This window comes from Carnobacterium sp. TMP28, from assembly GCF_047553015.1.
Lineage (GTDB): Bacteria > Bacillota > Bacilli > Lactobacillales > Carnobacteriaceae > Carnobacterium_A.
Genome location: NZ_CP180212.1, coordinates 246,648 through 260,822, shown reverse-complemented (window position 1 = coordinate 260,822; position 14,175 = coordinate 246,648). Strand labels below are relative to the sequence as shown.

At 34.4% G+C, this 14,175-nt stretch carries 15 protein-coding genes; 4 read left to right on the top strand and 11 right to left on the bottom strand.

Annotated features, from left to right (window positions below):
* Positions 1-26 precede the first annotated feature (26 nt).
* The 7 genes from ACMHYH_RS01340 to ACMHYH_RS01310 all read right to left on the bottom strand — a co-directional run bounded on the left by ACMHYH_RS01340 (position 27) and on the right by ACMHYH_RS01310 (position 9,391).
* Positions 27-1,082, bottom strand: coding sequence for an aldose epimerase family protein (locus tag ACMHYH_RS01340; protein WP_414839609.1), 1,056 nt, complete (start codon positions 1,080-1,082; stop codon positions 27-29).
* Positions 1,083-1,107: 25 nt separating this feature from the next.
* A complete protein-coding gene (galT, locus tag ACMHYH_RS01335; RefSeq protein WP_414839608.1) occupies positions 1,108-2,604 on the bottom strand; it encodes a UDP-glucose--hexose-1-phosphate uridylyltransferase in 1,497 nt (498 codons plus the stop codon).
* A 132-nt stretch (positions 2,605-2,736) separates the two neighbouring features.
* Complete coding sequence (locus tag ACMHYH_RS01330) at positions 2,737-3,900, bottom strand: galactokinase (RefSeq protein ID WP_414840320.1); 1,164 nt, start codon at positions 3,898-3,900, stop codon at positions 2,737-2,739.
* Positions 3,901-4,025: 125 nt separating this feature from the next.
* Positions 4,026-6,101: a beta-galactosidase gene (locus ACMHYH_RS01325; protein ID WP_414839607.1), complete on the bottom strand. Its 2,076-nt coding sequence runs from the start codon at positions 6,099-6,101 to the stop codon at positions 4,026-4,028.
* Positions 6,102-6,287: 186 nt separating this feature from the next.
* Positions 6,288-6,935 (bottom strand): CAP domain-containing protein, encoded by a 648-nt coding sequence (locus ACMHYH_RS01320; protein WP_414839606.1) that lies wholly within the window; start codon positions 6,933-6,935, stop codon positions 6,288-6,290.
* A gap of 141 nt (positions 6,936-7,076) precedes the next feature.
* Positions 7,077-8,888, bottom strand: a complete 1,812-nt coding sequence (pepF, locus tag ACMHYH_RS01315; RefSeq protein ID WP_414839605.1) for an oligoendopeptidase F — start codon at positions 8,886-8,888, stop codon at positions 7,077-7,079.
* A gap of 197 nt (positions 8,889-9,085) precedes the next feature.
* Entirely contained in the window at positions 9,086-9,391 is a 306-nt protein-coding gene (locus ACMHYH_RS01310) for a hypothetical protein (RefSeq protein ID WP_414839604.1), read from the bottom strand.
* 203 nt (positions 9,392-9,594) lie between these two features.
* Between ACMHYH_RS01310 and ACMHYH_RS01305 the strand changes: the two genes are divergently transcribed.
* Positions 9,595-9,885, top strand: coding sequence for a hypothetical protein (locus ACMHYH_RS01305; RefSeq protein ID WP_414839603.1), 291 nt, complete (start codon positions 9,595-9,597; stop codon positions 9,883-9,885).
* Positions 9,886-9,993: 108 nt separating this feature from the next.
* Entirely contained in the window at positions 9,994-10,332 is a 339-nt protein-coding gene (locus ACMHYH_RS01300; protein ID WP_414839602.1) for a hypothetical protein, read from the top strand.
* 279 nt (positions 10,333-10,611) lie between these two features.
* On the opposite strand, the gene ACMHYH_RS01295 is transcribed toward ACMHYH_RS01300, so the two are convergent.
* Positions 10,612-10,821 (bottom strand): helix-turn-helix transcriptional regulator, encoded by a 210-nt coding sequence (locus ACMHYH_RS01295; RefSeq protein WP_414839601.1) that lies wholly within the window; start codon positions 10,819-10,821, stop codon positions 10,612-10,614.
* Positions 10,822-10,833: 12 nt separating this feature from the next.
* Complete coding sequence (locus ACMHYH_RS01290; protein WP_414839600.1) at positions 10,834-11,142, bottom strand: DUF6442 family protein; 309 nt, start codon at positions 11,140-11,142, stop codon at positions 10,834-10,836.
* A gap of 367 nt (positions 11,143-11,509) precedes the next feature.
* On the opposite strand from ACMHYH_RS01290, the gene ACMHYH_RS01285 reads away from it, so the two are divergent.
* Positions 11,510-11,872, top strand: a complete 363-nt coding sequence (locus tag ACMHYH_RS01285) for a hypothetical protein (protein ID WP_414839599.1) — start codon at positions 11,510-11,512, stop codon at positions 11,870-11,872.
* A gap of 183 nt (positions 11,873-12,055) precedes the next feature.
* Here ACMHYH_RS01285 and ACMHYH_RS01280 read toward each other — a convergent pair whose 3' ends face one another.
* Complete coding sequence (locus tag ACMHYH_RS01280) at positions 12,056-12,388, bottom strand: hypothetical protein (protein ID WP_414839598.1); 333 nt, start codon at positions 12,386-12,388, stop codon at positions 12,056-12,058.
* Between the two features lie 175 nt (positions 12,389-12,563).
* Complete coding sequence (locus tag ACMHYH_RS01275; protein WP_414839597.1) at positions 12,564-13,070, bottom strand: N-acetyltransferase family protein; 507 nt, start codon at positions 13,068-13,070, stop codon at positions 12,564-12,566.
* Positions 13,071-13,238: 168 nt separating this feature from the next.
* Here ACMHYH_RS01275 and relB point away from each other — a divergent pair, with 168 nt between their 5' ends.
* Entirely contained in the window at positions 13,239-13,460 is a 222-nt protein-coding gene (gene relB / locus ACMHYH_RS01270) for a type II toxin-antitoxin system RelB family antitoxin (protein ID WP_414839596.1), read from the top strand.
* Positions 13,461-14,175: the final 715 nt, after the last annotated feature.

The window sequence follows — 14,175 nt, the reverse complement described above, 5'->3', positions numbered from 1 at the left end:
TTTAGTTCTTCCTTTCTTTCCTTCTATTAGATAAGATCAAATTGATAAATCGTTTCTGAGTAGAATTTCTCACCTGGTTTTAGAATAACGTTACCAAAATTATCATGGTGAATCGCATCTGGTAGTACTTGTGTTTCTAACGCAACACCAGAATAAGGACGAACAGTCTGCCCATCGATTTCATATAATTCTTCAGCCCAATTGTTCAAATACACGACAACAGCTTCTCGGTCTGTATAAAAACGAACCCGTCTTTTACTGGTAGCATCCGTTAGTTGCCCGTTAGCTTCTCCGGTTTTAACCGGATTTAACATGAAGGGATGGTCGTATCCTCGATTGCTAACTATTTGTGGATGGGCACTTTCTACTCCTGTTTTTAAAGGCATCGCTTGTCTAAAATCAAATGGCGAATCAGTTACATCTATTAATTGGCCTGTCGGCACAGAATCGCTTTCCAATGGAGCATAAAAGTCACTATTTAATTGTAGTTTATGCTCTAGAATACCATTTGCGTGGTTTCCTGACAAGTTAAAGTAAACGTGATTGGTTGGATTAAAAAGCGTTGTCTTATCGGTTGTAGCCGTGTATTGAATCTTGCACTCATTTGCTTGAGTTAAGAGATACTTCACTTGAACAGTTAAATTACCGGGGTACCCATTTTCATCATCTGGACTTAAGTAAGTAAAAATGAATGAACTTTCATCACTGTCAGACTCTGCTTTCACTTGAACTTCCCAGAAACGAGAATCAAAAGCCGGGCTGCCACCGTGATGATGGTTTACACCTTCATTAATCGTTAATTGGACCGGTTTGCCGTCTAATTCAAAAGCTCCATTAGCAATTCTACCCGCTACTCGACCTATCGTTGCACCATAATAAGGTCGATAGGTAACATAGGGTTCAACAGAATCAAAACCCAATGTTATGTTCGCTATTTTCCCGTCTTTATCTGGTGTTTTGATTGCTGTCAAGGTAGCACCATAATCCATTACAGACACTTGCATACCCTGGCTATTTTCTAATGTGTATTCATAAACTGGTCTGCCTTCTACTTCTCCAAAAAGACGCTTGCTTGCTTTCATTTATCCTTCCTCCTTTTCTCTATCTTTATTGAATCGTTTGAATGAAGGATTTAAATGCCGCTTGCCCCTCATCTGTTTGTTTGTAAACCCCAGCATCTTCCAAGACTCGCAAGAACACTTCGCCTACTGCTTTGTCGATTAACTCTTGAACATTTTCTGTCGTAGGCTTTGTTTGTACTTTTATTTCTTTTGCCCATTCTCTATGACTTTCTGCCATATCGTTTTCTTGGTCCAACAAATAACGCTCAACTTCTTTTAGCTCTGCTTTTAAACGTGGCGGTAAGATAGCTAGACCCATTACTTCAATCAAGCCAATATTTTCTTTTTTAATGTGTTGTACGTCAGCATGAGGATGAAAAATCCCATCTGGAAATTCAACCGTTACTCGATTATTTCGTAAGACTAGATCTAATTCGAACTTATCGCCGTTCATTCTTGCTATTGGGGTAACCGTATTATGAGAAACACCCTCTGTTTGAGCTAAAATTGAAACGGATGAATCAGAATAAATACGCCATTCTTCAAGAATAAGCGTTGCTGCATCAATTATTTCTGCTTTGTTCGAACCCTTCAAACGAATAACAGACATTGGCCACTGAACCAATCCTGCTTCAATAGATGAAAATCCTTTTAAGTCAAATGAGTGGGTAATCTTTGCTTGTTCCATAGCAAACGTGTGTCTTCCACCTTGATAATGATCATGAGTTAAGATAGAGCCCCCTACAATCGGAAGATCAGCGTTAGAGCCTACAAAATAATGAGGGAATTGTTCGACGATGCCCAATAGTTTTTCGAATGTTGCTTTCTCTAGTTTCATTGGCTTGTGTTCTTGTGATAAAAAAATGCAATGTTCATCATAATAGGCATAAGGAGAATACTGTAGTCCCCATCCTTCACCATTTAAAGGCATCCTAACAATCCGATGATTGCTTCTTGCCGGATGATTAAAGTGTCCTGCATAGCCTTCATTTTCCATACATAATAAGCACGTTGGGTAACTCGTACTCGTTGATTGTTTGGCTAAAGCAATTTGTTTTGGATCTTTTTCTGGTTTAGATAAATTAATCGTAATTTCTAGTGGTCCAAATGAACTTTGCGAAATAAAGTGGCTGTTTTTTACAATTTGTCGCGTTTTTATATAATCGTTGTCACGACTCAAATCATAAAAGTAATCCGTTGCTTGTTTCGGGCTACTCGCATAGCGTGCCCAGAACTGTCGATTAACTTCTGATGTTAAAGGCGTTACTAAATTCATTATTTCTGCTTTTAGTACTTCACGTTCTGTTTGTAAATCTGATATTTTATCTGATTCTACAGCGTAATGGATTAGTTGATCTAGTAATTCTAAACGTTTAGAGAGGTGCTTAGAAGCTTTTAGTGTTGGGTCGAAATCAATTTTACCTACTAGTTGCAACAACTGGTTAGTCTTTAGGATTTTATCTAGCGACTCAATTTCTTTCTTTTGACAGCCGATTTCAATGAAGTCTATTATCAGTTGATCCACATTTTCTATTGTATTCACCTAATACCACCTTTTATCGTTTATAATAAACGCCATTTCCATATTTTTATTCTACTTGTACGCCAATCATGCTCACTAGATGTCGGATACTAACCTCATCAAGTGAACACAACAAACGTATTTCAGTACTCTTTATAGCACTTTTGCGCCATCGCTAATACTTGCAATATAAAACTCAGCTGGGTAGCCGATTTCTGCTTCATATCGTTTACCAACATTTTCAATAAATGGGTCAATTTGGTCATTAGCTACTATCGCAAGTGAGCAACCACCAAAGCCAGCTCCAGTCATTCGTGCTCCTATAACTCCTGGTTGATCCCAAGCAGCTTGGACCAATGTATCTAATTCAACGCCCGTCACTTCATAGTCATCTCTCAAAGAGATATGCGAAGCATTCATTAATAAGCCAAATTCTTTTAAATCACCTGATTTTAGTGCTTTTGCTGCTTTAATTGTCCGTTGATTTTCAGTAACTGCATGTCTTGCACGCTTTTTAATCGTTTGATTCGACAATTGGTTTTCATACGTTTCAAATGTTGCTTCATCCAGTTCACCCAACGAAGCAACAGGAACAAATTTTTGTAACTCTTCTAAGGCTTGCTCACATTCGCTACGTCTTGAATTGTAGTCAGATGTTGCCAGTTCTCGACGTTTTTTTGTATTCATAATGACAATTTTATGGTCACCAAGTTCTACTGGAATCAATTCGTACTCTAAGGTATTGCAATCAAGTAGTATGGCTTTATCTTCTGCTCCCATACCAACAGCAAATTGGTCCATAATACCAGAGTTTACTCCAATAAACTCATTTTCCACCTTTTTACCAGTTTTAATTAAGTCAAGACGAGTTAACTCTAAGTTGAATAAATCTTCTAAGATAATCCCCATTAATAATTCAACTGAAGCGGATGAAGATAAGCCAGCACCATTAGGAATAGTGCCATAAATTGCTGCGTCAATTCCTGTTGAGATATCGTGTCCCGCTTCTTTTAGATAATTCAATACACCTTTAGGATAATTGGTCCACTTATCTTCTTCACGGTAAGCTAAATCAGATAGATCAAAAGAAATAACACCTAAATCTGGAAAATTTTCAGAATACAAGTTTACTGTCGTATCTTCTCTTTTAGCTGCAACTCCGTAAGTTCCTAATGTAATAGCACAAGGAAAAACGTTCCCACCATTGTAGTCAGTGTGCTCACCAATTAAATTGATTCGTCCTGGAGCGAAAAACGCTTTCAATTCTTTGTCACCAAATAGTTCTACAAACTTTTCTTTTAGGCCTTTTAATTCCATCATTAATCTCCTCTTATTCGTATTGTTTCTTCTATTTTATTTCTTCTAGTAAAATAAATCAAGTAAATTTTAGTAAATTATAAAAAGTTGTCTCTCTTCCATTCACTTGAAGTAACGCACTATTTTTACTGGCTATTATCTTCTAAAGGGACGGTCACTACTTTTACAGCATACTTTTCTAGCATTACTTCTCCAACTAATTCTACTTCATTGAGTCTATCCCAAACCGGTTGATCAAAGTAGACAACTTGAGTTTCTTCTGAAAAGTTCATTACAAAAATAGTATCTTCTGTTTCAGATTGTCTAGCTTGGACAGAAACACCTTTTTCATGTCGGACAGATAAGACTGGCGTTAGTCTCAGCTCTTTTATTATTTCACCATAAAAATCACTATGGAAAGAGCGTTCTAATCGACCACCAATAAAATAGCTTTTACCTTTTTCAAAAGAATGACTAGTAATAGCTGGTGTATGAGCATAAAAATCTTCCAAGTATTCGCCTTTAATTTCTGCTTGTTTTACTTCTACTATCGATGCGTACTCTTTTAGTTCGTATTCTTTTTCACCATAACGCACTTTATTGTAATCAGACGGATAAAGTGTATCTGTTTCTACCACATTTATTCCAAAAATATCTTGTAGATCTTTTGGCCAACCGCCTAAGTGCGCTAAATCATGCTCATCTACTATTCCTGTCAGATAAGTAGAAACAACTGTTCCACCATGTGCTACAAATTCTTTCAAGCGTGAAAGGGTCTCTAAACTTAATAAATACAGCATTGGTATGACAACTAGTTTATAAGAAGAAAAGTCTTGATCTTTCATAATCACATCGACTGGTATATCTTTTTCCCAAAACGTACGGTAGTGTTCTTGTACTGTTTGAGTATAATTCTTTGTTTTTGCCCCATATCCTTGTGCGTCATTTAGCGCCCAATTGTTTTCCCAGTCATATAAAATAGCAACATCTGCTGGTCTAGTTGTTCCTGCAATAGCTGAAAGACTTTCTAGTATTTTCCCGACTTCTGCTACATCTTTAAACACTCGATTTTCTGGACTATTATCGTGATCCACCACTGCACCATGAAACTTCTCAGAAGAACCACGAGACTTACGCCACTGAAAATACATAATGCTATCTGAGCCATGAGCAATCATTTGCATCGACGACAATAAGTGCATTTGAGGACGTTTAGCTTTGTTCACCTCATGCCAACTAACAGCACTCGGTGTCGATTCTAACAGTAAAAAAGGCTGTTGCTTTAAACTACGGTACAAATCATCAATAAACCCAACTTTCATAGCCAAATCAGCTGTTGATTCTCGATCATTATGCCAAGCAGGGTAACCATCCCAAGTAATCACGTCAACGTGTTTAGCAAATTTCCCATAATCCAATCCTTGATAAGGAATAAGGTCATCTGTATCTGCCATAAAATTAGTCGTAACCGGGATAGTTGGCGTCAGTTCTCGTAAGGGAACCAGTTCATTCTGATAAAAATTAATGGTTTGATCCGTAATAAATCGACGCCAGTCTAAATTCATTCCATGAACGGCATCTTCTCCTATTGGGGAAGGCGATTGAATCTGTGACCAACTATTAAAAGTATGACTCCAAAAAGGGCCCCACCACGCTTCGTTCAAGGCTGCTAAGTCATTGTTGTACGTTTCTTTTAACCACTCTTTGAATGCTACTTGGCACAAGTCGCAATGGCACTCTCCACTGTATTCATTGGAAACATGCCACATCAATAAGGCTGGATGATTGCCATAACGTTCTGCTAATAATCGATTAATGTGTTGTGTCTTTTCTCGATAAACGGGTGAGCTAAAACAATGGTTGTGACGTGCACCTTGGAGGTGTTTTAATCGTAACTCATTGGTACGCAATACTTCTGGATACTTTTGGGATAGCCAAGCCGGCCTTGCACCACTTGGTGTTGCTAAAATAATCGTGCCACCATTTTGATGGATTGTTTCAAAAATAGTATCTAGCCAATCAAATGTATAGACACCTTCTTCAGGCTCTAATGCACTCCACGCAAAAATGCCGATGGAATAGGTGTTTGTGTGCGCTAATTTCATTAATTTTAAGTCATCTGCTAAAATATCAGGTCGATTTAACCATTGATCAGGATTATAGTCTCCACCATGTAATAGAGTATTGACTCTCGTCACTTGTTTTTTTTCACGACTTTTCATATTGATTTACCCCTTTTCTATGTATACTTCCTTTTCACCTTTTTGGAATCGCTTACCAAGTGAAATATACCATAGTCTATTCGTTTAGTAAACTTCAAATCACTTATTAAGTAAAAATATTTACTTGATAAAAAAACTTGCTTACATCACTATTTTCATAGGAATATAAACAAGTTAAAATGAGTTTCAATTCGCCATTGGTGTTCCAAAAAGTTGAACAGCGTAAATATTTTCTCCATCAAAAGAAACACCAATCCCTATTTCTTCAAAGTCTTTATGAATCATGTTCTCATAGTGTCCTGGGCTATCCACCCAACCATCAGACAATAACTCCGCCATCCCTGTCTCATCTAGATAATTTGTAGCCATTCCTAGATTTTCACCAGCTAATTGATAGATGTACTGGTAGTCTGCTTCTTCAAGAATAGTAAATGTATCCCTACCATCTGGTCTTGTATGAGAAAAAGATTGCTCTGTTTCTTTCGCTCGTTTTCGAGCAGCTTTTTTTAATTGAGCGTTCGGTGTTAATTCAGCTACATTATTTTCACGGCGAACTTGATTTAATAAATCAAAAATAGTGTTTTCTAGCAGTTGATAATCAATCGTCGCTGTTTTTTCGTTGATTTCCACTTCTGGTTTAGCTACCGCTACTGATTCTTGTACTTGACTTCCAGGAGTTGGCTTCCCTTTTTTAAAAGAACCTTCACCTTCTATGGTAGATTGGATTGATTCAAGAGTAGGAAATTTTTCTACAGTATCAGAAAGAGTATCTCCGACCCAAGTACCTTGTAACGCATCTGTCTTACCTAGCCAGAAACCTATTATTAATGCCACGATTATGAGCACTATAGAAGAAAAAAAACGTTTCATACGCCATCCCCTTTCCATTTAAATTAGTTTAACAAGTTTTGTTAAGAAATAAAAGAGGTTTAGCTAGTTTTTATCGTTTTTCTCTGATTGCACCAGTCGTTTTAATTACTGCTTTATTTCTTTACTCAATTCAATAATTCTATCTACAGAATTAGCTAAATAGTTGATTGTATCATCTAATGGTTTCGTTGTTGTGATGTCTACCCCTGCGACTAACGCTGCTTTTGCAGGTTCGTATTGATCGCCTAGTGCTAAAAATTCTAGCCACTCTTGAATGGCCGGCTGACCTTCTTTTTTAATTCGCAAGAAAGCTTGCGTTGCTATCGTTAATCCTGCTGAATACGTATAAGAATAAAGTCCCATGTAATAATGACTTTGTCGCATCCACGTCAGTTCAGCACCGGGATTTATTTCAACAGCATCACCCCAGAATTTAGTCAAAACAGCTTTTTTAATCTCACTCAATTTAGCCGCATCAAAACTTTTCCCTGCATCTACCAATTGATAAACTTCTCTTTGATAGGCTGCTTCCAATAAATGCGTAATAAAGTTATGGAAATACGTATTTGTTAACATGTTTGTTAAAGCAAATCGTTCTTTGCGAGCATCCGTACTGTTTCGTTTCAATAAATCAGTTAGCAATAGTTCATTGAAGGTAGACGGTGCTTCTATTAAATAAAGCGATGGCTCTTCACCTAAAATAGAGTTAGCATTTGCAGATAATATCGCTTGTCCGGCATGGCCAAATTCATGAATCAACGTATACACATCAGACAGTTGATTTGTCCAAGACATTAGAACATAAGGATGCTTACCGTAAGGATTAGTGCAAAAACCACCTGTTGATTTCCCTTTATTTTGAACAAAATCTACCCAGCGCTCTGGGTAAGCTTTTAAAATTAGGTCTACATAGTCTTGACCTAAAACACTTAAAGCATCAGCGACTAATTCTTTAGACTCCTCAACCGTTACATTTAATGAATACGTTGAATCTAAATCAATTTTTAAATCAGCATACGTCATTTTATCTAACTTATTTTCTTCTTTAACATGTGTAATGTATTTTTGCATAATTGGAGCTAAATCATCCATAATCGTATCGATTTGACGATTATATAAGTCACGGTCTACTTCTTGATCAAATAATAAGTAATCAAATACTGAATCAAAACCTCGCATGGTAGCTAACGTTTTTTCTTTTTGTACTTGTGTATAATACGTTTCTGCTACTGCATTTTGATAATTGGCTAAAACGGCTGAAAATTTATCAAAAGCTGCACGGCGAATAGCTGTATCACTATGATACATATAATATTCTTCGTAAGAAACAAAACTTAATGAGTATTCTTTGCCATCAACAGTAAAATTGCCAAAATCCATATCTGCTAAGCGAGCTTGCTCGTAAATAGATTCAGGTGCATTTAATACTGGACCGAGTTGCGCTAGTGCTTTTTCTACTGAGGGATCCAATTGAATGCTCTTTTTTTCTTTAATGTGTCGAATATAAGCAGCAAAGGATGGCTCTATTTGTGCAACTTGCTGAAGAATATCTGAATCGTTTCCGATTAATTCAGAATCAAAGAATGATAATTGAGTATTTATCTCAGCTAATAAATTATTTACAAAACGAGAAAGCTCTGTATTAGCTGGATTCGTAATATCTGCGGCTTCTGGTAAAAAAGCATAATGATTGATTAAAGAAGCTGATTGCATAATTTGTTCATACTCTTTTAAAGCTGATCCGATAGTCTTAGCATCATTCAACTGTTCCTCATAATCGCGACAAAATTTATCTGTTGCTGCTTTCATTTCTTCGATAGCCTTCTGAAAATCTTCCGTTGTTTCGTAAAGAGCGGTTAAATCCCACGTTAATTCTTCAAGAACATCTGCTCGATTTTTTAATTTTTCTTGTCCCATTCTTATTCGCTCCTTTTCATTTTCTCCATTATTTTCTCTATTGATTTTATGTTATTTTCTGATTAAGTATACCATTAAAATAAAAAATACTAAAAATAAATTAGCTAAAACTAGCCTCTATCCTCTTTTGAAACTCAGCGTAAGATAGATAAAGTGAGAATGCTTATCCGTGTCAGACTAGAATATAACAGAATGAATTATTCAGCTAAATAAGCGATATGAACTTTGCTTTCATTCCATAGCTCTTCTCGTGTGTAACTATCTTTTCCATTCAAAATAACAGTTCCATTACTTTCAATAGCTGTCTCACTACCTAACCAACTATTATTTGCTGCTAAAAGAAGATTAAATCTTTTCTTTTTTCCTTTTTTAAGAGAAAAAGAATCCACTATATCTTTATTATAGTGAGATCTGAGAAATTTGACCTTAGCATTATCAAATTCAATTTTTAGGATACTTGCAACCATTTCTACCTTTATAGCTTTTGGAATTTGTTTGCTCATTATTTTTCCTTCTTTATATCTAGCTGCTATCTAGTTGTAAATACGGTTTCATTTTAATCTTTTGTTCTTAACAATTCAACTAAAGATACGATTAGTCTCTAATCAATTAAAAAAAACTTCTTTATTTCTTTCTATTAGTATACTTAATCCAGTGAGTGTCTTAAAATCTAGTTTGTAGAATTAAAAAGGAGGAATCGATTGTTTTGAGTATTAAGAAAAATTATTTCATTCTAGCTATCCTAAATTGTCTATTTTTGGGAACCTACTTTATTTATGCAACTATTCCTATCTACTTTGGATATTATCCAATTGGAATAGCTCAATTTATTTTATTGCTTGTGGCTTTATTCTTTTTAGTCCTTCATGTAAAGAACTTCATTTTTATTGCTTATAAAAAGATTAAATTGTCTTCTGTTTTACTTTTTATAGCCTATGTTCCTTCTATTCTTTTTATGGTTTATGCTATTTTTGTCTGGTACGCTTTTAGGCCATAAAAATGAAGAGGACTTTAATTCGTTATTCTATTGTTCTCTCATGTGAATTCGGTTACAATTAAACGGACAAGAACACTGGTTGATTGAACGATTAGAGGGGGAAATGATGTGAAGAAGGATACTATGGTTTACCATGACGTTCGTAATGATGATGAGTTATTGGAGGCCTTACGTAAAAGAGAATTCTATATTCTTATTAAAGGGGAATACAACGATAAAGTTAAAAAACTAGTCAAAACAAAATTAACCGACGATGAGTTAATTGGAGTAGAGCTAGGCTCGGGTGGATCACTTTCTCTTTTCTCTGAATTAATCTATCTTATTCTCAACTTATTTAGCAAACAATCTAGAATAGATAAGAAACTAGAAAGTAAAATCCGTCAATATAATTTTAAATTAGATAACGATAAAAATCTTCTCTTATATTTGAGACAATTAGATTATTAACTAAATAGGATGTAGAGAGAACCCATAATTGAGGTTCTCTTTTAATTTTTAATAAAGGATACTAGTAAAACCGAACGACAAAAAGTGACTTAGCAAACCAGTCTCTGAGGATATCCTTATCCTCGACTTATCTTTGGAGTTTACTTTTAATGCACTTAAATCTGACAACGTTTCATTCATATCAACTAATGCTGTTTTTTAGACTACGTTTTCTAGATATACTTCCATCAAAACTACCCAATTCTATTAAATATATCCTAATTTTTTATATTATCCTACTTAAAAGTAAAATAATTCTTCGAATTTTTTATCTAAAGCAACACATAAAATTAATGCTAATTTAGCTGTTGGATTAAATTGTCCCGTTTCTACAGAACTGATTGTGTTACGAGAGACTCCTACTATTTCTGCTAATTCCCGTTGCGATAAGCTAGCAGCTTTTCTTACTTCTTTCAAGTGATTTTGAAGGATCAATTCATCTGTTTCCATAAAATCCTCCATTCACCATGTTTGAATGATATACCATACGAGAAGACTAATACAAAGTAGACCCGTAACGATACTCATCCAAAGATAATGGTTTTCTTTGCTCGCTTTATAGCGAAAGAAAGCCCCTACTGATAAAAAAACAAATAATAAAGCTGGAATATCTCCAAATGGTAACTCTCGGTAAATCTGATATCCCATTATTAGTAAAGATAAAAAGCTTAATCCATAAAACCCTTGTAAATCTGACTGAGTATTTACATCTGTCTTCCTTTCATCTTCTCCTGTTTTACGATACCTTTTCAAAATCTCTTCTTTTTCCACTTATTCACCTCGCCAAGTTTTGTTTGCAATCTAAGTCTATTTATACCAAGTTTACTTGTCAACAAGAAATTAAATACATGCCTATCTTATTTTTTAATATAGTGAAAAAGTGTCTGAAAAGATTAGACAAAATCAGAGAGCGTGCTAGTAAAGATTTGGCATAATTTAGTATACCAACACAAATTTTGGTTAAGCTCTATAATGTAAAAACTAGCTATTTTCTTTGCCTCTTTCTTTAGAAGAGACTTTATTTAAAATAAGAAATCTTTGTATTGCCTAGCTATTTTGGAGAACACCTTTTTAGTCATACTTGTATTGTGTATTATAAACGCATATAATTATATCAAAAGAATAAGGGAGTTAGTTTATGAAATATGGCATACTCATTTATCAAGTACCTGCAATGACCGACAGAACTGTTTTCGCCGAAGACTATGATTTCGCGGATTTTTCATTCTTGGGTATTGGAAAAGGGAAACGATATCTAGATACATTAAAAGCTGAATTAGTAAAATTAGACTATCCGGTTAGTGTTGTAAAGGATGATACTCGAGCTGATTTAGAAGAAATAATTTCTCGTCAGTATGATTTTGTCATTTGTGCTCCTGGACTGCAAAAAAAAATAATCTTAAAAGATAAACTACCGCAAATCTTTTTTATAGATTCGTTAGACTATCATAATTCACTAATTTCTAAAATAATTAGTAATATAAAAAATGATGTTTTGTAACCGTCCAGTGTTAAGGAAATTAGTTTTTTAAAAAAGGTCTTCTCACCTTATACATGAGGTGAGAAGACCTTTTTCTAATTAATAAAATTAGTTAGAAAATTAGTTGAGTTACTCGATACAGATAAATGACGTAGTAAACTCATGAAATTGCTTGTAACTATGTGTATCTAGAATCTAGTTAAATCACTTTAAATCTATGATATTCCGTAAATCTTTTAACTGAGAACTAGATAGTTTACCTGTTCTACCTTCGGAACCTATGCCATTTGCTACTGTTGATTCATCTTCGTCAAACCAGACACTAATAGGGTTTGTAAATGTACCGTCGTTATCATGACGTATTAGTACTATTATATCTGCATACCCATTCATTTCGTCTAGTCCCTCAGTAAATATAATTTCATCAAACCAATTTTCAAATTCAGCTATCTTTTTTTTATCCTTTATTTCTCTAGAAAATTTGTAACTTGTTTCATCTACTTGGCTTCCAACCTGTATTAGTTTATCAGACTCCATAACCTTTGATAAAATAAGAAAAAGTGCTAATAAAATACCAGCAGTAAAAAATAGTCGTTTCTTTTTGATAAAACCACAACCTTTCTTTATTTTGAAAAATAGTAAATAAGGTAATATTGTTGTCCTAAAGTTTTCTAGAAGTTATGAGAAAAGATAATAACATTCATTGAGATAATCAAAGTTTTATTTCATATCCATATTCATGTAAAATAAAATCATCAGCAATAACCTCATCGTAAATTCCCGTAGCCCTTACAAATCCACTCTTACTATACAGACGAATAGCAGGTTTATTTGTATCAACAACAAAAAGTCGCAGATGCTTTACTCCTAATTTTTTTGCTGTTTCTTTTGCCTTAGTAAGCATTAAACTGGCGATTCCTTTTCTTGAATAATTCACATTTACTCCTAAACGATCTAAATATAAATTTTTTTCACCCTTATATTTCCATTCCACACTTCTCTCACCTGAGTTTGTATCACATAAGGCAAACGCAGCTACAATTTCATCATCGTTTAATAACAAGTACAATTTATTATTTTTTATATCCTCTTTGAAAAAAGAGCAAGGATAAACATCGTCCCATATCTGAATTTGATTATCATTCATACTTTTAATTATTTCTTTGTACACATTTTTAATCTGAGGTAAATCATTCATAACTGCTAATCTAAAATCCATACTATTAGTCTCCTCGAATTTCAATAGGATCGTGTTATTTTACACCATCATAAATAATATATTTAGGAACATTTCTGTCTATTGATATATAAAATTGTACAGAGTAAAAAATTGAAGACCTCCTACTTTCGTATTACACTGTATATACAAAAAAGGAGGTTGATTTTAATGACTGTTCTATCATTAAGAATTGATTCTCAAGAAGAAAAACCACTTAAAGAATACGCTAAATCTAAAAATATTACCGTTTCTGCTCCATTTAGAAACTCTGTTTTAGAAAAAATAGAAGATGACATTGATTTGGATTTATATCACCAGGCTATGAAAGAGCACAAAGAGCATTCTCAAAGTATTTCCTTTGAAGATATGTTGAAGGAGCTGACTGATTGATATGAGCTTGAGCTATCAAGTAGAGTTTGAAAAGGAAGCTCAAAAAACGCTAGAAAAAATGGATAAGCCCAATCTCTTTAAATTGTGGGGTGGATTAAAAAAATCTAGTCAATTATACAGATCCTAGACAGCATGAAAAAGGATTAGTCGCTAACCGTTCAAATGAATAGCGTTATAGAATTGGAAATTATCGTTTAATAGCGGATATTGATGATGAAACAGTTACTATTTTAATGCTAGAAATTGGGTATAGAAAAGACAATTATCAGTGAATAAGTGAATACATAAAGATACTTTATAGACGTGTGCCTGGAGCCTTCTTAAATGAGTTGACCCCCAAAAATTAAATTTTTCAGGTCTAGCTTTTGGGGATTGGCTCACAGCAGGGGGCTTTTTAAAAATGACGCTATTAGCAAACGTTAATGGATAATCAGTATCTACTAATTTTTTATTGTAAGTTATTTATTGCGTCAAAAAATCTTCTGTCATAACTGTTCCCGTGACCATTAGGTAAATCTGTTGGACGGTTAGGGTTATTCTCTCTATTTCTTAGATCTAGCGACAGAGCTTCTACATATCCTTTCCTACAACTTCTTTCGTGTCCATTAGGTAGGCTGATCGCTATTTGAATAGATGAATTTTTGGTTGCACAAAAATCAACTCCTCTTAAATTATTTTCTATTTAATTGTACCTTTTTACTTCTAAAGCTTACAA

Bases quoted from the DNA above. Each gene is read 5' to 3' on its own strand.
- ACMHYH_RS01340 (WP_414839609.1), bottom strand. From the start codon at position 1,082: ATGAAAGCAAGCAAGCGTCTTTTTGGAGAAGTAGAAGGCAGACCAGTT.
- ACMHYH_RS01330 (WP_414840320.1), bottom strand. From the start codon at position 3,900: ATGGAATTAAAAGGCCTAAAAGAAAAGTTTGTAGAACTATTTGGTGAC.
- ACMHYH_RS01325 (WP_414839607.1), bottom strand. From the start codon at position 6,101: ATGAAAAGTCGTGAAAAAAAACAAGTGACGAGAGTCAATACTCTATTA.
- pepF (WP_414839605.1), bottom strand. From the start codon at position 8,888: ATGGGACAAGAAAAATTAAAAAATCGAGCAGATGTTCTTGAAGAATTA.
- ACMHYH_RS01310 (WP_414839604.1), bottom strand. From the start codon at position 9,391: ATGAGCAAACAAATTCCAAAAGCTATAAAGGTAGAAATGGTTGCAAGT.
- ACMHYH_RS01295 (WP_414839601.1), bottom strand. From the start codon at position 10,821: ATGGAAACAGATGAATTGATCCTTCAAAATCACTTGAAAGAAGTAAGA.
- ACMHYH_RS01285 (WP_414839599.1), top strand. From the start codon at position 11,510: ATGAAATATGGCATACTCATTTATCAAGTACCTGCAATGACCGACAGA.
- ACMHYH_RS01280 (WP_414839598.1), bottom strand. From the start codon at position 12,388: ATGGAGTCTGATAAACTAATACAGGTTGGAAGCCAAGTAGATGAAACA.
- ACMHYH_RS01275 (WP_414839597.1), bottom strand. From the start codon at position 13,070: ATGGATTTTAGATTAGCAGTTATGAATGATTTACCTCAGATTAAAAAT.
- relB (WP_414839596.1), top strand. From the start codon at position 13,239: ATGACTGTTCTATCATTAAGAATTGATTCTCAAGAAGAAAAACCACTT.